Genomic DNA, 22,854 nt, shown 5'->3' with positions numbered 1-22,854 from the left:
GGCCACCGCGGCCCCAGCCCTCCCCTGACCATCGCCAGCTCAGACCTCCCGTGCCATCGCGCGGCCGGCCTTCATCCCCGAGAAAATGCAGCCGCCGAGGAAGGTGCCCTCGAGAGCGTTGTAGCCGTGGACACCACCGCCGCCGAATCCGGCGACCTCGCCCGCGGCGTACAGGCCCGGGAAGGGCTCACCGTCCGGGGTGAGGCACTGGGAGTCGAGGGTGGTCTGGATGCCGCCGAGGGTCTTGCGGGTCATCAGGTGCACCTTCACCCCGATGAGCGGCCCGCCCGAGCCGGCGTCGGAACCCTTGCCCGGACCGGAATCGGCGAGCAGCTTGTGCGGCTTGGCCAACCGGGTGAGCTTGTCGGTGAGCACACGGCGCGCGTTGTGGATGGCCTGGACCTGCGCGTCCTTGGCGAACGAATTGTCCATCTGGCCGTCCATCGCCAACACGAACTCGCGGACCTTCTCCAGCTCCAGCGCCGGCTCACCCTCACGGAGCAGCCCGTTGAGCCCGTCGACGAGCTCCTCGAGGGTGTCGGCCACCACCCAGTCGACGCCCTGCTCGGTGAAGTCGGTGATCGACGGCGGCAGCCCGCTTCCAGCCTTGGACGCGAACTTCTTCAGACTCTTGTCGGTCAGCTCCGGGTTCTGCTCGGACCCCGACAGGATGAACTCCTTGCCGGCGATCGCCGAGTCGAGGATGAACCACGAGTGGTCGTGCCCGGCGGCGCGGATCGCCTCGACGGACGCCGTGGTGTGGAAGCCGGGGAACAACGGCACGGGCATGCGGTCGCCGTTGCCGTCCAGCCACAGCGTCGACGGTCCGGGGATGATACGGATGGCGTGTGAGGGCCAGACGGGCGCGAAGTTGGACACGCCCTCGGTGTAGTGCCACATGCGGTCGCGGTTGATCAGGTTCGCGCCGGCGGACTCGGAGATCGCCAGCATGCGTCCGTCGACGTGCTCGGGAACGCCCACGATGAGGTGCTCGGGTGCCGCGCCCAGCCGGTCGGTGGGCCAGTACTGCCGGACCAGGTCGGGGTTGCCGCCGATGCCGCCGGACGACACGAGCACTGCCTTGGCACGGAACTCGAATGTCCCGGTCTCGTCGCGGGGCGAGGCCACACCGCGGTCGAGGTCGCACGGCACGAGGGTGGCGCCCCGGACACCCACGGCGCGGCCGTCGGACACCACGATCTCGTCGACCCGGTGGCGCACGGCGAAGCGCACCAACCCCGCGCGGGCGGCGTCGAGGACGGGCTCCTCGAAGACGCGCACGACCTCGGGTCCGGTTCCCCACGTCACGTGGAAGCGGGGCACCGAGTTGCCGTGGCCGGACACGTCACCGCCGCCCCGCTCGGCCCAGCCGACGGTCGGGACGATCCGCAGGCCGAGGTCGTGGAGGTATTGCCGCTTCTCCCCTGCCGCGAACTCGACGTAGGCCCGCGCCCACTGTCGCGGCAACTCGTCCTCGGCACGATCGAAGCCGGCCGAGCCGAGCCAGTCACGCCAGGCCAGGTCGAGCGAGTCCTTGATGCCGATCCGCCGCTGCTCGGGGGTGTCCACCAGGAAGAGCCCGCCCAGCGACCAGAAGGCCTGTCCGCCGAGGTTCTTCTCGTTCTCCTGGTCCACCACGAGGACCTTCTTGCCGGCCTTGGTCGCCTCGTACGTGGCGACCAGTCCGGCGAGTCCGTGCCCCACCACGATCACGTCCGGCTCGAAGCCCGGCTCGGGTGCGGGAAGCGGACCCGTGTTCGCCGCGTGCGAGGTCGACGGCGGCTGCCACGAGGGGTAGACGGGATGCACGGGCCTGGCCTCGCCCGTGGTCCGGCCGGGGCGGGATGCGGAATTGGTCATGGGTCCAGTGTGCCCTGTCACTCCATGAGATGTCGGAGGTATCTCTCGGGCGCCTCGAGGAATCGACGATGCTGGTCGACCATCGTCAGCTCCTCCCACCGCGCCCGTGCCATCCCGCTACCGGAGAGCTCGTAGAGATCGGCTCCGGGCACCGAGGCGAGGATCGGCGAGTGGGTGGCCATCAGTACCTGCGTGCCCGGGCGCCGGGCCAGGTCGAGCAGGAGCGCGACGAGCCTGAGCTGGGCCTCGAACGACAGTCCCGCCTCGGGCTCGTCCAGGACGAACAGTCCGTCGCCGTCGAACCGCGAGGTCCCGAGGATGTCCCAGAACGCCTCACCGTGGCTCAGGGCGTGGAAATTCCGTTCGGGACCACTGGACTGCAGGTAGGTGAACATCCCGTGCATCGTCTCGGCGCGCAGGAAGTATCCCCATCTCGACGCGGCCGCGCCCCGGACCAGGTGCAGGGACTCGTGCAGGGGCGATCCCGAGACCCAGGTCGTGTCCCGTCCGTTTACCGATCCGCCCTCGGCGCCGAGTCCGTAGGCCATCGCGATCGCCTCGATGATGGTCGACTTGCCGGTCCCGTTCTCCCCGACGAGCACGGTGAGATCGCCCAACTCGAGTCCGTCCCGGAGCAGCTGCGCCACGGCGGGGATCGAGTAGGGCCACCGGTCCGCCGGGACCTCGTGGTGGTGCGCGCGACGGACGGCGACGACAGGTCGCGGGTCCAGGACGGGATCATGACGCACTCTGGTCACGGTACCTTCGACGGCATGCGGATCCACCAGCTCAACTGCGGCACGATGACCGGCGGCATCCCGTCGCGGGTTCTGCTCGTGGAGGCCCCGGACCATCTCGTGCTGGTCGACACCGGCATCGGCCTCGCCGACATCGCGGATCCGGCCGGCCGGTTGGGTCCGCTGCGCCACGTGCTCCGGCCGGCTCTGGACCCGGCCGAGACCGCAGTGCGACGCGTCGAGGCCCTGGGACTTGACCCGCGCGACGTCCGGCACATCGTGCTGACGCATTTCGATCTGGACCATGTCGGCGGGCTCGCGGACTTCCCCGAGGCGACCGTGCACGTCACGTCGGAGGGCCTGACCTGGGCGGTGCGCACCCCGCGGTTCATGGAGCGCCGTCGGTATCGCCGGCCGCAGGTGGCGCACCGTCCGTTGTATGCCGAGTACGAGTTCGCCTCCGACCGGTGGGAGGGGTTCCGCGTGGTGCCGCTGGACCACGTCGCGCCGGGGATGATGATGGTCGACCTCCCGGGCCATACCGTGGGTCACGCTGGCGTGTTTGTGCCGGGCGGCGCCGGAAGAAACTTCGATGACGACGACACCGGCCGCGACATCCTCCACGCGGGCGATGCCTTCTACCACCGCGGGCAGATCGATCCGACGATCCGGGTCCCCGCGTCGATCGGGGTGCAGGAGCGGGCCCTCGCGCTCCAACCGGACGCCATCGCGTTGACGCACTCCGGGTTGGCCGCGCTCGCCGCACGACGGGCCGGGTCCCTCGACGTGGTGTGCGCGCACGATCCCTCGGGCCCCGGCGGAACCTCGTCAGATAGCCCCGCCAGCACCGGCGGACGCATGTCGGATCCGAAGCCTCCCGCACGGGGGTCGCACTGATGGTCCGCATCCGGGAGACCGCCTGGACGCCCGCCGAGCGCACCGCACCGGACGATGATCTGCCGGGCCGCGCCGCCGCGCTGGCGGATCTCCTGCGGGGCAGGCGCGCGGTCGTCCTCACCGGCGCCGGCATCTCCACCCCGTCCGGGATCCCCGACTACCGCGGACCGGACTCCCCTTCTCGCACGCCGATGACCTACCAACAGTTCGTCGGCGACCCCGGCTTCCGGCAGCACTACTGGGCCCGCAACCACCTGGGGTGGCGCCACATGGAGGCCGCCCGCCCAACGCCGCACACCTGCAACTGGCCGACTGGGAGCGTCGCGGACTCGTGTCGGGCGTCATCACCCAGAACGTGGACATGCTCCACCTCAAGGCGGGGAGTCGACGGATCGTCGATCTCCACGGCACCTACGGCGTGGTCACTTGCCTGGGTTGCGGGCATCGACGCAGCAGGTGGGCACTGCACGACGACCTCGACGCGCTCAATCCCGGTTTCGCCGAACGCGTGGCCTCGCGCGGCGCGATCGAGGTCGCCCCCGACGCGGACGCCGTCCTCGCCGACACCGCCGACTTCCGGATGGTCGACTGCCCCGAGTGTGGCGGCGTGCTCAAGCCCGACATCGTCTACTTCGGGGAGAACGTCCCGGCCGCCCGGGTCGCGGCCGCCCACGAGTTGGTGGACGCCTCCGATGTCGTCGTCGTCATCGGGTCGTCCCTGACAGTACGGTCCGGATACCGATTCGTGCGCAGGGCGGTGTCCACCGGCAAGCAGGTCGCGGTGATCAACCGCGGCAGGACCCGCGCCCACGACGAGGCTGACCTGGCGATCGACGGCGACTGCGTGGACGTGCTCCGCCTCACCGACGCCGCGCTGTAGACCCCACGCCGGGATTCCGGACACCCGCCCGCGCGCACCGATCGCCCGGGGAGCATAGTGAACTCATGGGCAAAACTCCTGAGACCGCATTGACCCGACTACTGGAGGGCAATGCCCGCTACGTCGCAGGCGAGAGCCGCAACGAGCACCAAGACCCCTCCCGTCGAGCCTCACTGACCGGCAAGCAGGAGCCGTTCGCGCAGGTCTTCGGGTGTTCCGACTCGCGCGTGCCCGCCGAGGTCGTCTTTGACCAGGGCCTCGGCGACCTGTTCGTCATCCGCAACGCCGGCCACATCCTCGACCCGTCGATTCTCGGATCGCTCGAGTTCGGCGTGGAGGTGTTGGGCATCCGGCTCACCATGGTCCTGGGCCACACCTCGTGCGGCGCAGTGGGCGCGACGATCAACGCGATCGACACCCACACCACCCCGAACGGATTCCTCCGCGACGTCGTGGAGCGCATCTCGCCGTCGGTGTTCGAGGCGCGTCGGGACCCGAACGCGCAGTACGAGGACATCATCGTGGAGAACGTGCGCCACACCGCCGCGGTGATCCGCGAGAAGTCCTCGGTGATCGACCGGGCCATTACCGAGGGACGCACGGCGATCGTCGGCGCGCTCTACAACCTAGAGGAGGGCACGGTCACGCCTGTCCACACCGAGGGTGCGGTCACGCTCGAGGGCTGAGCCTGAGCCACGGCCCCGGCAGGTTGGGGTGGGCCGGGGCCGGATGCGCCTCTAGACGGCGACGAGGTCATCGGCGTGCACCAGTGGGCGCCCCTGGCCAGCAGCCGTCCCGGCGGCCCGTCGGGCCTCCCGCTCGGCCAGGCGTTCCCGGACCTCGATCGAGTCGTACTGCGCGATGCCCTTGCCCACTGTCCGGCCGGACCGGTCGTGCATCTCGATCACGTCGCCGAAGTGGAACAGTCCCTCGACCCCGGTCACGCCGGCCAGCAGCAGCGAGCGCCGCGAGCCCGTGATCGCGCGGACCGCCCCGTCGTCCAGAACCACGGAGCCGCTGGTATCCGCAGCGTGGCGCACCCAGAACCGGCGGGCCGACATCCGCCCGGACCGCGGCGCGAACACCGTCCCCACCTCCGGCTCGGCGGCGAGTGCCTCGGCGGCCCGCTCGGCGGCGGTGAGGAGGACCGGCACCCCTGCGTCGGCGGCGAGGCGGGCCGCGGCGAGCTTCGAGGCCATCCCCCCGGTCCCGAGTGCTCCGCCGGGTCCGGCGGTCACCCCGTCGAGGTCACCGTCCCCACCCACCATCGTCACGGCGGTGGCACCGCCCTTGCGCGGATCGGAGTCATACAGGGCGTCCACGTCCGACAGGAGGATGAGGGCGTCCGCACTGATCAGGTGCGCCACCAGCGCCGCGAGGCGGTCGTTGTCGCCGAACCGGATCTCGTTGGTCGCCACCGTGTCGTTCTCGTTGATCACCGGCACCGCGTGCATCGCCCGCAGACGGTCGAGGGTGGCCTGGGCGTTGGCGGCACTGTCGCGGCGGCCGATGTCAGCGGCGGTGAGGAGCACCTGCCCCACCACCCGGTCGTAGCGGGCGAACGAGTCCCCCCATGCCCGCGCGAGCTCGAGCTGGCCGACGCTGGCGGCCGCCTGCTTGGCGGCCAGGGTCGTGGGTCGGGCGGTCATCCCCAGCGGCGCCATGCCGGCACCGATCGCGCCGGAGGACACTACGAAGACATCCGACCCGGCGACCATGCGGGACTGGCAGACGTCGGCGAGCGCGTCGAGCTCGGCCCGTCGGATCCCGCCGTGGAAACTCGTGATGGCCGAGGAACCGATCTTGACGACCACCCGGCGAGCGGACCCGATGCGGCGGCGCAGCTCCGCCTCGACGGTCACTCCAGGGTCTCCGAGTCGGGGTCGATGAGACCGCGACGGACGTACTTCTGGTACTTGCGCTCGGCGGCACCGGCCCGCTCGGAGGACTCGAACCGGAGGTCGGTGCCGCGGCCGGTGCGCATCAGGTCGACACCTGCCGGGGTCTGCGGCTCCCAGTCGAACGACACGTCACCGATGGTGACCGAGCAGCCCTCCCCGGCGCCGGCCTTGATGAGCGCCTCCTCCACACCGAGTCGCGCCAGGCGGTCGGCGAGGAATCCCACGGCCTCGTCGTTGGTGAAGTCGGTCTGCCGGATCCACCGCTCGGGCTTGGGTCCCAGCACGATGAAGCCGCCCGGCTCGTCCGGGTCCTTGCGCAGCTCGAACTGGTCGGCGTCGACGGCCTTGGGGCGCAACACGATGCGCTCGGGAGCCGCGGGCGGGTTGGCCTTCCGATGCGCCTTGACCAGCTCGAAGAGTCCGTACTTCAATTCTTCGAGCCCCTTGTGTGCCACTGCGGAGATTGCGTAGACGGGCCAGCCCTTGTCCTCGAAGTGGCCGCGCACCATCTCGGCCATGTCCGCGGCGTCGGGCACGTCGATCTTGTTGAGCACCACGACCCTCGGACGGTCCGCGAGATCGCCCATTCCGGCGTCGGAGAACTCGGACTGGTAGGCGGCGAGCTCGGCCTCGAGGGCCTCGACGTCCGAGATCGGGTCGCGGCCGGCCTCCAGGTTGGCGCAGTCCACGACGTGCGCGAGCACCGCGGTGCGCTCGATGTGACGCAGGAAGTCCAGGCCGAGTCCGCGTCCCTCGCTCGCGCCGGGGATGAGGCCGGGGACGTCGGCGATGGTGAACGTGTCGCCTCCCACCGACACCACGCCGAGGTTCGGGGCGAGGGTGGTGAACGGGTAGTCGGCGATCTTGGGCTTGGCAGCCGAGACCACGGAGATCAGTGAGGACTTGCCCGCGGACGGGAAGCCCACCAGACCGACGTCGGCCATCGACTTGAGTTCGAGCGTCACGTCCAGGACGTCGCCCGGTTCGCCCAGCAGGGCGAAGCCCGGGGCCTTGCGTGCGCGGGAGGCGAGAGAGGCATTGCCGAGTCCGCCCTTGCCGCCCTCGGCGGCGACGTAGCGGGTCCCCGTTCCGGTGAGGTCGGCGAGCACCTCGCCCCGGTCGTCGAGCACGACGGTCCCGGGTGGAACCGCCAGCACTAGGTCCTCGCCGTTGGCGCCGGCACGGTGGCCGCCCATGCCGGGCTGTCCCTTGGTGGCCTTGGCGTGCGGCCGGAAATGGAAGTCGAGCAGCGTGTGGACCTGGGGGTCCACCACGAGGACGACGTCGCCCCCGCGGCCGCCGTTCCCGCCGTCCGGTCCCCCGAGCGGCTTGAACTTCTCGCGGTGCACGGACGTACAGCCGTTGCCCCCGTCCCCCGCCGCCAGGTGGAGAACTACGCGGTCGACGAATCTCGACATGGTGTGGGCTCCTCCTGGTGACGACCCAGTGGGTCAGGGCAGCGGGCGTGTTCCCGATTCTGCCCGGAAATGCTCTCGGGGGCCGGACGTGGGTCATGTGACCCCGCCCGGCCCCCGAGGGCGAATGTGACTGTGGTGGCTACCGGGCTCAGGCCTCGGCGCCGGCAGGCACGATGTTCACAGTCTTGCGACCACGCTTGGTGCTGAACTCCACCGCACCGGCGGAGAGGGCGAACAGGGTGTCGTCGCCGCCGCGACCGACGCCGACGCCCGGGTGGAACTTGGTGCCGCGCTGGCGGACCAGGATCTCGCCGGCGTTGACTTCCTGACCACCAAAGCGCTTGACGCCGAGGCGCTGCGCGTTGGAGTCACGACCGTTACGGGTGCTGGATGCGCCCTTCTTACTTGCCATGTCAGTCCCTCCTTAGGGGCCACGCCACGAGGGCGTGTGCTGGTGGCCTGTGGGCGGCCGAGACGGAATTACTTGATACCGGTGATCTTGACGACCGTCAGCTTCTGACGGTGGCCCTGACGCTTGTGGTAGCCGGTCTTGTTCTTGTACTTGTGGATCCGGATCTTGGGACCCTTGGTCTGCTCGACGATCTCGGCGGAGACGGTGACCTTGGCCAGGGCGTCAGCGTCGGAGGTGACCGACGCGCCGTCGACGACGAGGATCGGGGACAGCGACACGGAGGTACCGGCCTCGCCCTCGATCTTCTCGACCTTGACGTGGTCCCCTTCGGCGACCTTGTACTGCTTGCCGCCGGTCTTGACGATCGCGTACATGGAGGGCTTCCCCTTGCTTCTCGGGTGTGTGACCGCATGGCGATCACACCGTGTGTGCGGTGTTCTTACTTGCTCTCCGGCTCTCGCCGGTCAGGATCGCGGGCCCCGATTCGGTTGACGAACCGGCTCGCGACTCTTTGCGCAGCGGAATAGCGCTGCGACGAGCGACTTGTCAAGGTTACGGTCCGGTGGCACAGCAGGTCAAACCGACCGTGCCACCGGCGCCGAGACCTCGCGCTTAGTCGCCCTCGGGCGCAGTCGTGGACCGCGTCGCACGGCGCCGTGCGGGCCGCTGTCGCGGCTCCGCGACCACGGCCTTCGGCGCCTGAGCCAGCGTCGCCGCGGCGACCTTGGCCGTCGGGGCCTCGTCCGTGCTGCCGGTCGGCGTCCCAGCGGTCGTGGCCGCCGCTCCGGCTTCCCGTCTGCTGGACCGTCGCCGTGGGCGGCGCCCGGACTGCGCGGCGCCGGCCGAGTCGGCAGCTGGCGCAGCAACCACCACGGCCGCTAGCGCGGGCTCAGCTGCGGGCGCGGGGGCGGGTGCGGGCTCGACACGTACGGGTGAGACCGTGGTCGCCGGATCCGAGCCGGCCTCGGCCGCGGTCGTCGCGGCCTCCGACGGCGCCGCGGGTGCACGTCGGGTCGCGCGACGCCGCGTCGGGCGCCGGTTCCCCGACGAGCCCGTGGACCCGGCGGCCGGTGCGTCCGTGGCGGGGCTCGAAGACTCAGCAGCCTTCTCCGCCTCAGCCGACTGCTCCGCTGCGGCAGGCTTCTCGCCTGCGGTGGTCATCGCCTCTGCAGCAGACGACCCTGCAGCGGGCTCGCCCTTCGCCTCGACCGCTCCCGTCGACCCGACCTCGGCCGGCGCGTCGTGGCTGCTGTACTGGTCGCCGTGATTGTCGCGGTGGTCGTCGTGTCGCATGGCCAGCGCGGCCGGGTGCGCACCGGGCGCCGGGCCGTCCCGGCGCGGCGCCGGCTTGTTCGTGCCGCCGTCCGACGAGGACGACGAGGACGAAGAGGAGTCACTCCCCTTGCCGCCCCGTCGGCGACCCCGGCGTGAACCGGGCTCGTCGGCGTTGTGCGACTCGGTGTGGATCGGGTCGGCGTGAACGATCAGCCCACGGCCGTGGCAGTGCTCACACGGCGTGGAGAACGCCTCGACGAGCCCGGTCCCGAGCTTCTTGCGGGTGAGCTGGACCAGTCCGAGCGAGGTGACCTCAGAGACCTGGTGACGCGTGCGGTCGCGACCGAGGGCCTCGGTGAGGCGCCGCAGCACGAGGTCGCGGTTGGCCTCGAGCACCATGTCGATGAAGTCGATCACCACCATGCCGCCGACGTCGCGCAGCCGAAGCTGGCGCACGATCTCCTCTGCCGCCTCGAGGTTGTTCTTGGTGACGGTCTCCTCGAGGTTGCCACCGGAGCCGGTGTACTTGCCGGTGTTGACGTCGATGACCGTCATGGCCTCGGTGCGGTCGATCACCAGCGAGCCGCCGGACGGGAGCCACACCTTGCGCTCGAGCGCCTTGGCAAGCTGCTCGTCCACGCGATGCGTCGTGAACACGTCCACGTCGGGATTGTCGTACCGCTCGAGCCGCGAGGCCATCTCCGGCGCGACGCGGGAGACGTAGGAGTGCACGGTGTCCCACGACTTCCCGCCCTGGATGACGAGCTTGGTGAAGTCCTCGTTGAACAGGTCGCGCACGACCTTGACGAGCAGGTCGGGCTCCTCGTACAGGGCGACGGGGTTGCCGGAGCCGGACCCCTTTCGCTTGTCGGCGGCCTCGGAGATCTCGGTCCACTGCCCGGCGAGACGATCGACGTCGCGCTTGATCTCCTCCTCGGACACGCCTTCCGCAGCGGTGCGGATGATCACGCCGGAGCCCTCGGGCACGACGTCTTTGAGGATCGCCTTGAGTCGACGCCGCTCGGTGTCGGGGAGCTTGCGGGAGATGCCGGCGGAGTTGCCGTCCGGCACGTATACGAGGAAGCGACCGGCGAGCGAGATCTGCGTGGACAGGCGGGCGCCCTTCTGCCCGACCGGGTCCTTGGTCACCTGGACCAGCACCATGTCGCCGGGCTTGAGCGCCTGCTCGATGCGGCGGGCCTTGCCTCCGAGTCCGGCAGCCTCCCAATTGACCTCGCCGGCGTACAGCACGCCGTTGCGGCCACGTCCGATGTCGACGAACGCCGCCTCCATGCTGGGCAGGACGTTCTGCACGCGACCGAGGTAGACGTTGCCGACCATCGAGCGGGCAGATTCGGTGGTGACGAAGTGCTCGACCAGCACCTTGTCCTCGAGCACGCCGACCTGGGTCATGATGCCCTTGCCGTCGTCACGCGGCTTCTCGCGCACCACCATGACGCGGTCCACGGACTCGCGCCGGGCGAGGAACTCGGACTCGGACAGGATCGGCTGCCGACGCCGCCCGGCCTCGCGGCCGTCCCGGCGACGCTGACGCTTGGCCTCGAGACGGGTGGAGCCGGTGATGCCCTGCACCTCGTCCTCGGACGTGCCGGACGTGGATCCGGAGCGTCCGGAGCGACGGCGTCCGTCACGCTCGTGGATCTCCGTATTGGGCGGGTCGTCGCTGCTGCCCTGGGTGTCGTCGGTGCCGGAGCCCCCACCGCGACGACGACGACGCCGACGCCGACGCGAGCCCGAGGGCGTCGACTCCGAGGCGTCCGAATCGTCCTCGGAGGAGTTCTCCCCCTTCTCGGAACCGTCTGCGCCGTCCCCGCCATCGGCGGAGTCGGCCGCGCCGGGCCCGGTATCCGAGCCGGAATCGTTCGCGGAGTCGGCGTTCCGGCTCCCGTTCGACGAATTCTCGTCGTCGTCGTTGTTCTCGGTGTTCTGGTCGTCGGCCCCCTCGCCACGTCCGCGGCCGCGACCACGGCGACCACGGCGCCGGCGACGGCCCTCGCCCTGGCCCGACTGGTCGTCGCCCTCGCCCGCGTCCTGACCGGACTCGTCCGACGAGGCCGCTGTCGCTGAAGTGCCTGTCGCCGAGGACCCCGTCGTCGCGGAGTCGGAGCCCGCGGACCCGGTCTGCGCGGAGTCGTCGGCCGACAGGAACAGCGGGGAGAACGACGGGGTCGCGGTGGAGCGGCGCCGGCGGTTACCGGTGTCGGCGGTGCCGACCTCGCCGGTGACGATCGCGATCGAAGGCAGAACGGGGCGCTCCTGCGACGAGGTGCGCGTCGACGACTCCCCCGTGCCGGAGGCCTTCGCGTCGGCGGTGTCGCCGGCGGCCTCGGCCTCGGCGGCCTTCTGCGCGGCCGTCTTCCGCGGCGCACGCTTACGTGGGGCCTTGGTGGCCGGTGCCGAGTCGCCGGCCCCGGGTGCGCTCTCGTCGGCCTGCACAGCGACGGCCTCGGACTCGGCCTCAGACTCGCCCTCGGCGGCGGTGGACTTCTTCGCCGGAGCCTTCTTCGCGGCGGCCTTTTTCGCCGGGGCCTTCTTCGCGGGGGCGGCCTCGGGTGCCGCGGCGTCCGGATCAGCAGCGCCCGGCTCAGCAGCGCCCGGCTCAGCAGCGTCCGGCTCGGCGGGGGCGCCCGCGGCCGTGTCCCGGCCCTCGAACCAGGTGAGCAGGGTCTCGCGGGTCACCGCGGACTGGGCGCTCTTGATCTCGACGCCGATCCCGGACATGGCGGCGAGGAATTCCTTGCTCGTCATGCCCACGGCCTTGGCGGCCGCGTGCGCGCGCATCTTCTCGGGCAGCGCGGTGAGATCGTCGATGGTCAGGGTTGGATCCGACACGTGTCTCCTCTGGCCGGACTCCGGGCGCGATCACGTCACCCTCACTGGGTGACCCACGCCGCCGCACGGGGTCGGGCTTTTCTTCTTGGGTCCCGCTTGGGCGGGACTATGTCTAGTTGTCCGCGATACCGACCGGGGTCGGCCACGGGTGGCGGGCGCTCGCTCCCGGGCGGACGGTGGACCACTCGCCAGGATGAGCTCCGGCCATTCTCCCATACCGGAGTGGGAAACGTCGTCGGCGCGGCAAAGGATGTCGAGGAGACCGCCGAAAATGCGACCGCGCCCGCCGGTGTGGCTACACAGGCGGGCGCGTGCGGGGCCGGACGGTCACGCCGCCGGCGGTGAGGGCTGTTCTCAGGCGAGTCCGGGGAACCAGAGGGCGATCTCGCGGGCGGCGGACTCGGTGGAGTCCGAGCCGTGCACGAGGTTGAACTGGGTCTCGAGCCCGAAGTCTCCGCGGATCGAGCCGGGAGCCGCCTTCTCGACGGGATCGGTGCCGCCGGCGAGCTGGCGCCAGGCGGCGATGGCCCGGGGGCCCTCGAGGACACCGGCCACAACGGGACCAGAGGTGATGAACTCGAGCAGGTCACCGTAGAAGGGACGCTCGGCGTGCTCGGCGTAGTGCTCGGCTGCGGTCTCCTGCGGGACGGTCCGCAGGTCCATGGCGGCGATCTTGAGGCCCTTGGCCTCGATCCGCGCGAGGATGGTCCCGGTCAGGCCGCGCTCGACGCCGTCGGGCTTGATGAGGAAGAAAGTTCTCTCGGTCACGGCGACCATGCTACAAGTACCTCCTCCACCCCGCCCGGACGGTGCGGCAGTCAGTCGTGCTGACTCGGCAGGTACCCTCCGGCGATCCGTTTCATCAGGTCGAGACGCAGGTACAGGATGTACGCCCACACGGCGAGGAACATCAGCCCCGCCACGCCCATCGACCAGTGGACGATCCACCCGGGGAACACCGCGAGGACGGCCAGGACGACGTTCATGGGGATCGCCCAGGGCCGACGCTGCAGTCCGGCCGCCACGATCATCGCCACGGCGAGCAAGCTGACGAACAGCACCTTCCAGGTCTGGAAGTGCGCGCCGCCGTCGAGCCGGGCGATCACCGTGAGGACCAGCCCGATCACGATCGCCTCGAGGACGTGAGTGCCGGCCATGATGCCGCGCAGTCCCTTCCACGGGTCGGTCGACGGGGCGTGCGCCGCCCCCGTGTCGACCGGGAAGCGCGCGGCTCCTGTGCCGCCCGGCTGGCCGGTCGGGTGGCCGGTCTCGGGATTGCTCACTGTGCGTCCTTTCCGAACAGGCTGCGTGCGGCCCCGGCGGTCACCACGGAACCCGTGACGAGCACGCCGACGCCCGAGACGTCGTCGTCGGCGGTCGGGTCGGGGACCCCCACCAGGTCGAGCGCGGCGCTCACCGCGTCCGGGAGGGACTCCACCACGTGGACCCGCTGCGCGGTGAACCGCTCCTCGGCGATGCGGGCGAGCTCGTCGAGCGACATCGCCCGTGGCGAGGTGGTGCGCGTGACGACGACCTCCTCCACCACCGGTTCGAGCGCGGCGAGGAACTCGTCGGCGTCCTTGCCGTCGAGCATCGCCACCACCGCGACGAGGCGCTTGAAGTCGAACTCCGAGGTCACGGCGGCCGCCAGGGCTCGTCCGCCGTGCCCGTTGTGCGCGGCGTCGACCAGCACCGTGGGGCTCGAGCTGAGCCGCTCGAGACGGCCCGGGTTGTCGACCGCGGCGAACCCCGCGCGGATGAGTTCGGGATCCAGCGCGCGCTCGGGCCCGGCGCCGAAGAACGCCTCGACCGCGGCCAGTGCGGTGGCGGCGTTCTCGGCCTGGTGCTCGCCGAACAGCGGCAGGAAGATGTCGGTGTACTCGCCGCCGAGACCGCGGAGCGTGAGCTGCTGGCCCCCCACGGCGAGCTTGCGGTCGGTCACGTCGAACTCGGAGCCCAGGCGCGCGACCACCGCACCGACCTCGACGGCGCGGCGCAGCAGCACCTCCATCGCCTCGGGTTCCTGGCGTCCGATCACCGCGACGGGGTCGCGGGGCATCAGATCGTCGGTGGGACCGGCCTGGATGATCCCGGCCTTCTCCCCCGCGATGGTCGCGAGGTCCTCGCCGAGGTACTCGGTGTGGTCGAGTCCGACGGGGGTGACGACGGCGACGGCCGGCCGCACCACGGTGGTGGCGTCCCACGTGCCGCCCATCCCGGTCTCGATCACGGCCACGTCCACCGGCGCGTCGGCGAAGGCCGCGAACGCCATCGCCGTGAGCACCTCGAAGTAGCTCATACGCGGTCCGCCGGCCGCCTCGGACCGCTGGTCGACCAGCTCGAGGTAGGGCTGCAGCTCGCGATAGGTGTCGACGAACGTGCGGGCGGTGATCGGCTCGCCGTCCAGCGCGATGCGTTCGGTGACGGACTGCAGATGCGGGCTCGAATTACGTCCGGTCCGCTGGTGCAGGGCGCGCATCAGGGCGTCGACCATCCGGGTGACCGAGGTCTTGCCGTTGGTCCCGGCCACGTGCACGACCGGGTACGCGTGCTGGGGATCGCCCAGGACGGAGACCAGCTCGGAGATCCGGTCCAGGCTCGGTTCGAGCTTCGACTCGGGCCACCGGGTGGTGAGCTCCTCCTCGACCGCCGCGAGGTCGGCTGCGTCGGCCTGCCACTCGGGGCTGCCGACCTCGGGGATCGGACGCGGCGGCAGGTGGTCGTCGCCGTCCGAGTCCTCGTCACCGGGCAGCGGCCCGCCGAGGGAGACCCCGGCCACGAGGCCGTCCTCGCCGAGCATGTCGGCGACGTCCTCCTCGGTCGGGGTGTCCCAGCCCTCCTCCGGGTCGTGCGGCGGGAGCCACTTCCGATCACTCACACCGATCAGCTCCCGGCCGGCATGGCCTCGAGGCGGCCGCTGATCCGCTCGACCTCGGCCGCGGCCAGGTCGCGGCGCGCACGGATCTTGTCCACCACGTGCTCCGGGGCCTTACCGAGGAACGCCTCGTTGCCGAGCTTGGCCCCGGTGGTCTCCAGCTCCTTACGCGCGGACGCCAGGTCCTTCTCGAGCCGGCGGCGCTCGGCCGCGAGGTCGATGGTCCCGGAGGTGTCGATCTCCACGCCGACCGTCGACAGTCCGAGGCGCACCTCGAGGGAGGCGGTCGCGGTGAAGTCGTCGCCCGCCGGGGTGAGACGGGCGAGCGAGGTGATCTGCTCGAGCAGGTCGGCGGGCAGGTCCGCCTCGGCGGTGCGGGACAGGCGTGCGGGCACGCGCTGGCCCGGCTTGAGTCCCTGGTCGGACCGGAAGCGACGGATCTCGGTGACGAGATCCTGGGCGTCGTTCACGCGTCGGACCGACTCGGCCGCGTCCGCGGCGGGGCCCACCGCGCTCGGCCACTCGGCCACCACGAGGGAGTCCCGGCCCGTCAGCGCGGTCCACAGGGTGTCGGTGACGAACGGGATCACCGGATGCAGCATGCGCAGCACCACGTCCAGGACGTGGCCGAGCACCAGCCGCGTGTATCCGGCCCGCTCGGAGGCGCGCACCTCGTCGTCGTTTCCGAACTGGACCTTGGCCAGCTCCAGGTACCAGTCACAGACCTCGTCCCACGCGAAGTGGTACAGGGTCTCGCACGCCTTGGAGAACTCGTAGCGCTCCAGCGCGTCGTCGACGGTCACGCGCACCTCGCCGAGACGGTGCAGGATCCACCGGTCCGCGTCGGTGAGCGCGGACGCCTCCGGCAGGGTCCCGATGGTGGCGCCGTTCATCAGGGCGAAGCGGGTCGCGTTGAAGAGCTTCGTGGCGAAGTTGCGCGAGGCCTGCGCCGAGTCGTCGCCGACCGAGAGGTCGCCGCCGGGGTTCGCGCCGCGGGCCAGGGTGAAGCGCAGGGCGTCGGCGCCGAAGCGGTCGACCCAGTCCAGCGGGTCGATGCCGTTGCCCTTGGACTTGGACATCTTCTGGCCGTGCTCGTCGCGCACCAGGCCGTGGAGGAAGACGTCGGTGAACGGGACCTTGCCCGGCGCCGCCTTGCCCCCGTCAAGCCTCTGCCCCACGAAGGTGCCGAACATCATCATGCGGGCGACCCAGAAGAACAGGATGTCGTAGCCGGTGACCAGCACAGACGTGGGATAGAAGCGCGCCAGGTCCTCAGTCTGCTCGGGCCAGCCCATCGTGGAGAACGGCCACAGTGCCGAGGAGAACCACGTGTCGAGGACATCGGTCTCCTGCGTATAGCCGGCCGGCGCCTCCTCGTCCGGTCCGACGCACACGACCTCGCCCTCGGGGCCGTACCAGATCGGGATCCGGTGGCCCCACCACAGCTGGCGGGAGATGCACCAGTCGTGCATGTCGTCGACCCAGTCGAACCAGCGCGGCTCCTGGCTCGTCGGGTGGATCACGGTGTCGCCGTCGCGGACGGCGTCGCCGGCCATCGTGGCCAGCTCCTCGACCCGGACCCACCACTGCAGCGACAGGCGCGGCTCGATCGGTTCGCCGGAACGCTCGGAGTGGCCGACCGAGTGCAGGTACGGGCGCACCTCCTTGACGATGCGGCCCTCGGCGGCCAGGTCCTCGCGGATCGCCTTACGTGCCTCGAAGCGGTCCATGCCGTCGTACCGGGTGCCGGTGTCGGCGATGTGTCCCGTGGCGTCCATGATCGTGGGCATCTCGAGGCCGTGACGCTGGCCGATCGCGAAGTCGTTCGGGTCGTGCGCCGGCGTGACCTTGACCGCGCCGGTGCCGAACTCCGGGTCGACGTGCTCGTCGGCCACGACGCGCATGGTCCAGCCCTCGCGGAACGGGTGCGGCAGCTCGGTGCCCACCAGGTGGGCGTAGCGCTCGTCGTCTGGGTGCACGGCGATCGCGGTGTCGCCGAGCATCGTCTCGAGACGGGTGGTGGCCACGACCAGGTGTGGCTCGGAGTCGTCCATCGAGCCGTAGCGGAAGCTCACGAGCTCGCCCTCGACGTCCGCGTACTTGACCTCGATGTCCGAGATCGCGGTCTGGAGGGTCGGCGACCAGTTGACCAGCCGCTCGGCGCGGTAGATCAGGCCCTTGTCGTAGAGCTCCTTGAAGATCGTCTGCACGGCCTTGGACAGGCCGTCGTCCAGGGTGAACCGCTCGCGCGACCAGTCGACGCCGTCGCCGAGGCGTCGCATCTGCTCGCCGATCGTGCCGCCGGACTCACGCTTCCACTCCCAGACCTTGTCGATGAAGGCCTCGCGGCCGATCTCGTGGCGGTCGATGCCCTGCTCGCGGAGCTTGCGGTCCACGAGAGTCTGAGTGGCGATGCCGGCGTGGTCCATGCCCGGCAGCCACAGGACCTCGAAGCCCTGCATGCGCTTGCGGCGCGTGAGCACGTCCATCAGCGTGTGGTCGAGCGCGTGCCCCATGTGGAGGCTGCCGGTGACGTTCGGCGGGGGCAGCACGACGGAGTAGGCGGGCTTGTCGCTCGATGCGTCGGCCTCGAAGTAGCCGGCGTCCACCCAGCGCCTGTACAACTCCCCCTCTACCTCACCTGGGTTCCAGGAGGCGGGCAGGGCGTCCGCGCGGTCGGTGTTCGGGGCGGGAGATGCTGGAGTCGTCACCCGCCCATCGTAGGCCGTTCGCGTGCGCGGTCGACACACGCCGTCGGCCTCGGCCCACCCCCGCCGTCAGTCGACGGCACACCCCCGACGTCAGTCGACGAGGCCCAACCCGTGGACCTGATCACGCTCGGCGACGAGTTCGGCCACCGAGGCGTCGATGCGCGAGCGCTGGAAGTCGTCGATCCCGAGCCCCTCGACCACCTCCCACTCGCCGCCGTCGCTGCGACAGGGCAGGCCGGTGACCACGCCCGGCATCGTCCCGTACTCGCCCCCGGACGGCAGCGCGACCGTGGTCCAGCTCCCCTCGGGTGTCCCGCGGACCCAATCACGCATGTGGACGATCGAGGCTCCGGCCGCCGATGCCGCTGACGAGGACCCGCGCACCTCGATGATCTCCGAGCCGCGTCGCGCCACGCGCGGGATGAACTCGTCGGTGAGCCACCGTCGGTCGAGCTGGTCGGCGACGGGGCGCCCGCCACGGGTGAGGTAACTGACGTCCGGGAACTGGGTGGCCGAGTGATTGCCCCACACCACCACCCGGTCGAGTTCCCCCACAGGCGCGTCGAGGCGGGCGGCGAGCTGACTGAGGGCCCGGTTGTGGTCCAGGCGCATGAGTGCCGTGAACCTCTCGGCGGGGACGTCCGGCGCATGGCGATGGGCGATGTAGGCGTTGGTGTTGGCGGGGTTGCCCACCACCAGGACCCGGATGTCGTCGGCCGCGTGATCGTTGATCGCACGCCCCTGGCCACGGAAGATCGCGCCGTTGGCGGTGAGCAGGTCCGCGCGCTCCATCCCGGCGCCGCGGGGACGGGCACCCACGAGGATCGCCGCGCTGGCGCCCTCGAATCCCACGGCCGGGTCGTCGGTGATGTCGATCGAGGCCAGGGCGGGGAACGCGCAGTCCTCGAGCTCCATGGCGACGCCTTCCGCCGCCCCGGTGGCGGCGGTGACCTCGAGCAGCTTCAGCCGGATCGGCACGTCCTTGCCGTAGACCCCGCCCGCGGCGAGCCTGAAGAGGAGGGCATAAGCGATCTGACCGGCGGCGCCGGTGACGGTGACGGTGACCGGTGCGGTAGTACTCATACGGAACGGACCTCCAGCTGGGGACGATGACGGGGCCGGCTCCCACACTAGTGAGGAACCGGCCCCGTCAGGCTGGCGTCAGGCGTGGACCGTCGCGTCCGTCTTCTCGCGGACCTTGTCGATCGTCACGTCCGGCGCCAGCTCGACCAGCTGGAAGCCCGAGTCGGTGATGTCGAGAACGCAGAGGTCGGTGACGACCCGCTGGACGCAGCCGCGGCCGGTGTAGGGAAGCGTGTTCTCCGCCATCAGCTTGATGTCGCCCTTGCGGGTGACGTGGTCCATCATCACGATGACCCTGCCGGCGCCGTGGACCAGGTCCATCGCGCCACCCATGCCCTTGACCATCGCGCCCGGGATCATCCAGTTGGAGAGATCGCCGGACTGCGACACCTGCATCGCACCGAGCACGGCGACGTCCACGTTCCCGCCGCGGATCATCGCGAACGAGTCCGAGGAACCGAAGAACGCGGCTCCGGGGGCGGCCGTGCTGGTCTCCTTGCCGGCGTTGATCATCTCCGGGCCTGATCGTCTCCTCTGGTGATCGCGAGCGGCACTACGCCGCGGCCATCGCCAACGGCGCCCTGGCCCTGGTGGTGGGCGTGTTCTCCCCCGCGTTCGTCGGACTGACCCTGGCACTCCCGCCGCGTTCATCGCCGCGCTCGGGGGGCTGGCGATGCTCGCCCCGCTGCAGGGTGCGTTCGTCACCGCGTTCCGGACCGACCGCGCCCTGGGGCCACTGATCTGCTTCCTCGTGACCGTCGCCGACGTCTCCCTGATGGGGATCTCCGCGCCGTTCTGGGGCATCGTCCTGGGAATGGCGGTCACCGCTCTGCTCGAGCGCCGCTCGATGTCCTGACCCGGAAACGACACGCCGCAGGCCGCCCCCGTGGACTCGGGGACGGCCTGCGGTTTGTGGTTTCTGTGGGAGCGTCCTACGCGGACTTCTCGCGGGGCTCCTCGTCGGAGAGCGGCACGATCGTCGGCAGCACGTTGTTCCGGACCGTGTCGCCGGACACGACCACGCGTGCCACGTCCTCACGACCCGGGATGTCGTACATCACCGGGAGGAGGACCTCCTCCATGATGGCGCGCAGCCCTCGGGCACCGGTGCCGCGCAGGATCGCCTGGTCGGCGACGGCCTCGAGGGCGTCCTGGGTGAACTCGAGCTCGACCCCGTCCATCTCGAACAGCCGCGCGTACTGCTTGACCAGGGCGTTCTTCGGCTCGGCCAGGATGTTGACGAGCGCCTCCTGGTCCAGATTCGTCACCGTGGCCACCACCGGCAGTCGGCCGATGAACTCGGGGATCAGGCCGAACTTGACCAGGTCCTCGGGCATGACCTCAGTGAAGTTGTCCGTGGTGTCCAGTTCGTTCTTGCTGGCCACCTCGGCACCGAAGCCGAGTCCCTTGCGACCCACCCGGTCTCCGACGATCTTTTCGAGACCCTGGAAAGCACCGGCGACGATGAACAACACGTTGGACGTGTCGATCTGGATGAACTCCTGGTGCGGGTGCTTACGGCCGCCCTGTGGCGGGACCGAGGCCTGCGTGCCCTCGAGAATCTTCAGCAGCGCCTGCTGGACTCCCTCGCCGGAGACGTCGCGCGTGATCGACGGGTTCTCGGCCTTGCGGGCGATCTTGTCGACCTCGTCGATGTAGATGATGCCCATCTCGGCGCGCTTGGTGTCGAAGTCCGCGGCCTGGATGAGCTTGAGGAGGATGTTCTCCACGTCCTCACCCACGTAACCGGCCTCCGTCAGGGCGGTGGCGTCGGCGATCGCGAAGGGGACGTTGAGCATCTTCGCCAGCGTCTGCGCGAGATAGGTCTTGCCACAGCCGGTGGGGCCCAGCATGAGGATGTTGGACTTGGCCAGCTCGACCCCGTCGCCACGGCCGAGGCTGGCGCCCACGCGGATGCGCTTGTAGTGGTTGTAGACGGCGACGGCCAGCGTGCGCTTGGCATCGTCCTGTCCCACCACGTACTGGTCGAGGAACGAGTGGATCTCCGCCGGTTTGGGCAGTTCCTCGAGACCCGATTCCGACGCGTCCTCGACCTCGGACTCGATGATCTCGTTGCACAGCTCGATGCACTCGTCGCAGATGTAGACTCCGGGACCGGCGATCAGCTTCTTGACCTGCTTTTGGCTCTTCCCACAGAAGGAGCACTTCAACAGGTCGCCGCTCTCACCAACACGTGCCATGAGTTCTACGTCCTCGCAATCCAGGGGCGTCGATCTCCGCCCCCACGTCGACGGTACGCCGAGTGGGTCGGAAATCCGACCCCGGCGCGATCAGTACATTGCACCCGACGGCGCGCCCCTGCCCGGAGCGGCGCGCCGCCGTGGCCTCAGTTGCTCGCCGACAGCTTGCGGTAGTCGAAGACCGTGTCGATGATCCCGTACTCCTTGGCCTCCTCGGCCGTGAGGATCTTGTCGCGATCGGTGTCCTTGCGGATCTGGTCCGCGTCACGACCGGTGTGGCGGGACAGGGTGGTCTCCATGAGGCGACGCATGCGCTCGATCTCGGCCGCCTGGATCTCGAGGTCCGAGACCTGGCCCTGCATGCCGCCGGTGGCCGGCTGGTGGATGAGGATGCGGGCGTTGGGCAGCGCGGCACGCTTGCCGGGGGTCCCGGCGGCCAGCAGCACGGCCGCGGCGGAGGCCGCCTGGCCGAGGCACACCGTCACGACGTCCGGACGCACGTACTGCATCGTGTCGTAGATCGCCATGAGCGAGGTGAACGAGCCACCCGGCGAGTTGATGTACATCGTGATGTCACGGTCCGGGTCCAGGCCCTCCAGGACCAGGAGCTGGGCCATGATGTCGTTCGCCGAGGCATCGTCCACCTGGGTACCCAGGAAGATGATGCGCTCCTCGAAGAGCTTGTTGTACGGATTCGACTCCTTAACGCCGTAGCTGGAGTGCTCGACGAAGGAGGGGAGGATGTACCGGGAGGTCGGGAGTGAGGTCATCGGGGACTCCGTTGCGGTGGTCGGGACGGGGAGGGCGGCGGGGGCGATCCCGCGCGGCGCGGGATCGATCACGACGGCGAGGTCCCGCCGGACTGCGACGCACGCGCGATCACGTGGTCGACGAAGCCGTACTCCTTGGCCTCCTGTGCGCTGAACCAGCGGTCGCGGTCCGAGTCCTCGGTGACCTGCTCGAACGTCTGGCCCGTGTGCTGCGCGATGAGCTCCGCCATCTCACGCTTGGTGGCGGCGAACTGCTCGGCCTGGATTGCGATGTCGGCGGCGGAGCCACCGACGCCGGCCGAGGGCTGGTGCATCATGATCTTGGCGTGCGGCAGCGCGAAGCGCTTACCGGGGGCGCCGGCGGCCAGCAGGAACTGGCCCATCGACGCGGCCAGGCCCATGCCGTACGTGGCCACGTCGCACTCCACGAACTGCATCGTGTCGTAGATGGCCATGCCGGCGGTCACCGAACCACCCGGCGAGTTGATGTACATCGCGATGTCGCGGGAGGGGTCCTCGGCGGCCAGCAGCAGAATCTGGGCGCACAGGCGGTTGGCGATGTCGTCGTCCACCTGGGAGCCGAGGAAGATGATCCGCTCCTGGAGAAGGCGCTCGTACACCGAGTCGCCGAGGCTGAGCCCGTGCGATCCCGGCGAACTGAGGGCGGGCTGCGTCGAACTGGGCTGAGCCACTGAACCGTTCTGTGCCACGGGGAACCTACCTTCGCTCTACGTCATCACCGCGGGTGCGGTGCCCGGCCGACCGGCGGCCGGGAATCCGTTACGTCAAACACTAACCAACTCGTGCGACGGAACCGTCCCGCCGGGGCGGGTGTTCGCTGTCAGCGTCGGGGATCATCCGATCCCCGCAGTTCGCGCTGAGTTCACCGGGCTTCACCCGAACGCCGACGGGTACGCCACCGGCCGGCGCTTCCGGCGGCTGCCGACACGTACGCCGACAGTCCGCACAGACGCCGATGGT

The 22,854-nt window shown here is 70.2% G+C and carries 18 protein-coding genes and 2 pseudogenes; 4 read left to right on the top strand and 16 right to left on the bottom strand.

The annotated features are described in order from the left end of the window. Nucleotides 1–39: 39 nt before the first annotated feature. A complete protein-coding gene (locus OPF83_RS03195; protein ID WP_264885763.1) occupies nt 40–1,860 on the bottom strand; it encodes an FAD-binding dehydrogenase in 1,821 nt (606 codons plus the stop codon). A 17-nt stretch (nt 1,861–1,877) separates the two neighbouring features. After that, a complete protein-coding gene (locus tag OPF83_RS03190; RefSeq protein WP_264885762.1) occupies nt 1,878–2,609 on the bottom strand; it encodes an AAA family ATPase in 732 nt (243 codons plus the stop codon). Between OPF83_RS03190 and OPF83_RS03185 the strand changes: the two genes are divergently transcribed. The 3 genes and pseudogenes from OPF83_RS03185 to OPF83_RS03175 all read left to right on the top strand — a co-directional run bounded on the left by OPF83_RS03185 (nt 2,601) and on the right by OPF83_RS03175 (nt 5,060). After that, nucleotides 2,601–3,494 carry an MBL fold metallo-hydrolase gene (locus tag OPF83_RS03185; RefSeq protein ID WP_264885761.1) on the top strand — a complete coding sequence of 298 codons (894 nt, stop codon included), beginning with the start codon at nt 2,601–2,603 and terminating at the stop codon, nt 3,492–3,494. The genes OPF83_RS03190 and OPF83_RS03185 overlap by 9 nt on opposite strands. Further along, a pseudogene (locus tag OPF83_RS03180) lies at nt 3,494–4,374 on the top strand (Sir2 family NAD-dependent protein deacetylase). The gene OPF83_RS03185 and the pseudogene OPF83_RS03180 overlap by 1 nt, the downstream one beginning before the upstream one ends. 65 nt (nt 4,375–4,439) lie before the next feature. Then, nucleotides 4,440–5,060, top strand: a complete 621-nt coding sequence (locus tag OPF83_RS03175; RefSeq protein WP_264885760.1) for a carbonic anhydrase — start codon at nt 4,440–4,442, stop codon at nt 5,058–5,060. 51 nt (nt 5,061–5,111) lie between these two features. On the opposite strand, the gene proB is transcribed toward OPF83_RS03175, so the two are convergent. The 11 genes and pseudogenes from proB to OPF83_RS03120 form a co-directional block, all read right to left on the bottom strand. After that, nucleotides 5,112–6,236, bottom strand: coding sequence for a glutamate 5-kinase (gene proB, locus OPF83_RS03170; protein ID WP_264885759.1), 1,125 nt, complete (start codon nt 6,234–6,236; stop codon nt 5,112–5,114). Then, nucleotides 6,233–7,693: a GTPase ObgE gene (gene obgE, locus OPF83_RS03165; protein ID WP_264885758.1), complete on the bottom strand. Its 1,461-nt coding sequence runs from the start codon at nt 7,691–7,693 to the stop codon at nt 6,233–6,235. Before obgE ends, proB begins: the two co-directional genes overlap by 4 nt. Nucleotides 7,694–7,841: 148 nt before the next feature. Beyond that, nucleotides 7,842–8,105, bottom strand: coding sequence for a 50S ribosomal protein L27 (gene rpmA / locus OPF83_RS03160; RefSeq protein WP_264885757.1), 264 nt, complete (start codon nt 8,103–8,105; stop codon nt 7,842–7,844). A 68-nt stretch (nt 8,106–8,173) separates the two neighbouring features. Then, nucleotides 8,174–8,479 carry a 50S ribosomal protein L21 gene (gene rplU / locus OPF83_RS03155; RefSeq protein ID WP_264885756.1) on the bottom strand — a complete coding sequence of 102 codons (306 nt, stop codon included), beginning with the start codon at nt 8,477–8,479 and terminating at the stop codon, nt 8,174–8,176. Between the two features lie 238 nt (nt 8,480–8,717). Further along, nucleotides 8,718–12,233 carry a ribonuclease E/G gene (locus OPF83_RS03150; RefSeq protein ID WP_264885755.1) on the bottom strand — a complete coding sequence of 1,172 codons (3,516 nt, stop codon included), beginning with the start codon at nt 12,231–12,233 and terminating at the stop codon, nt 8,718–8,720. 354 nt (nt 12,234–12,587) lie between these two features. Further along, the gene (gene ndk / locus OPF83_RS03145; protein ID WP_264885754.1) at nt 12,588–13,001 is read right to left on the bottom strand and encodes a nucleoside-diphosphate kinase; all 414 of its coding nucleotides are present in this window, start codon (nt 12,999–13,001) and stop codon (nt 12,588–12,590) included. A 50-nt stretch (nt 13,002–13,051) separates the two neighbouring features. Continuing rightward, on the bottom strand, nt 13,052–13,516 hold the full coding sequence (locus OPF83_RS03140; RefSeq protein WP_264885753.1) for a DUF4233 domain-containing protein: 465 nt from the start codon (nt 13,514–13,516) through the stop codon (nt 13,052–13,054). Next, complete coding sequence (locus OPF83_RS03135) at nt 13,513–15,111, bottom strand: folylpolyglutamate synthase/dihydrofolate synthase family protein (protein WP_264885752.1); 1,599 nt, start codon at nt 15,109–15,111, stop codon at nt 13,513–13,515. The genes OPF83_RS03140 and OPF83_RS03135 overlap by 4 nt, the downstream gene beginning before the upstream one ends. Before the next feature lie 5 nt (nt 15,112–15,116). After that, entirely contained in the window at nt 15,117–17,819 is a 2,703-nt protein-coding gene (locus OPF83_RS03130; RefSeq protein ID WP_264885751.1) for a valine--tRNA ligase, read from the bottom strand. Nucleotides 17,820–17,909: 90 nt separating this feature from the next. Then, nucleotides 17,910–18,902 carry a malate dehydrogenase gene (locus tag OPF83_RS03125; RefSeq protein ID WP_264885750.1) on the bottom strand — a complete coding sequence of 331 codons (993 nt, stop codon included), beginning with the start codon at nt 18,900–18,902 and terminating at the stop codon, nt 17,910–17,912. A 78-nt stretch (nt 18,903–18,980) separates the two neighbouring features. Continuing rightward, nucleotides 18,981–19,421, bottom strand: a pseudogene (locus OPF83_RS03120) (CoA-transferase); the annotation flags it as partial. A 154-nt stretch (nt 19,422–19,575) separates the two neighbouring features. Between OPF83_RS03120 and OPF83_RS03115 the strand changes: the two are divergent. After that, nucleotides 19,576–19,758 (top strand): benzoate/H(+) symporter BenE family transporter, encoded by a 183-nt coding sequence (locus OPF83_RS03115; RefSeq protein ID WP_264885749.1) that lies wholly within the window; start codon nt 19,576–19,578, stop codon nt 19,756–19,758. Between the two features lie 76 nt (nt 19,759–19,834). Here the strand turns inward: OPF83_RS03115 and clpX are convergent, their stop codons facing one another. From clpX to OPF83_RS03100, 3 genes are all read right to left on the bottom strand, one after another. Beyond that, complete coding sequence (gene clpX / locus OPF83_RS03110) at nt 19,835–21,103, bottom strand: ATP-dependent Clp protease ATP-binding subunit ClpX (protein ID WP_264885748.1); 1,269 nt, start codon at nt 21,101–21,103, stop codon at nt 19,835–19,837. Between the two features lie 146 nt (nt 21,104–21,249). Continuing rightward, a complete protein-coding gene (locus OPF83_RS03105) occupies nt 21,250–21,873 on the bottom strand; it encodes an ATP-dependent Clp protease proteolytic subunit (RefSeq protein WP_264885747.1) in 624 nt (207 codons plus the stop codon). Between the two features lie 68 nt (nt 21,874–21,941). After that, nucleotides 21,942–22,565: an ATP-dependent Clp protease proteolytic subunit gene (locus OPF83_RS03100; RefSeq protein WP_264885746.1), complete on the bottom strand. Its 624-nt coding sequence runs from the start codon at nt 22,563–22,565 to the stop codon at nt 21,942–21,944. Nucleotides 22,566–22,854 lie beyond the last annotated feature (289 nt).

The sequence above is a fragment of the Dietzia sp. NCCP-2495 genome (genome assembly GCF_026011735.1).
In the GTDB taxonomy this organism is placed as follows: domain Bacteria; phylum Actinomycetota; class Actinomycetes; order Mycobacteriales; family Mycobacteriaceae; genus Dietzia.
This window is presented reverse-complemented; position numbering and strand designations above follow the sequence as displayed.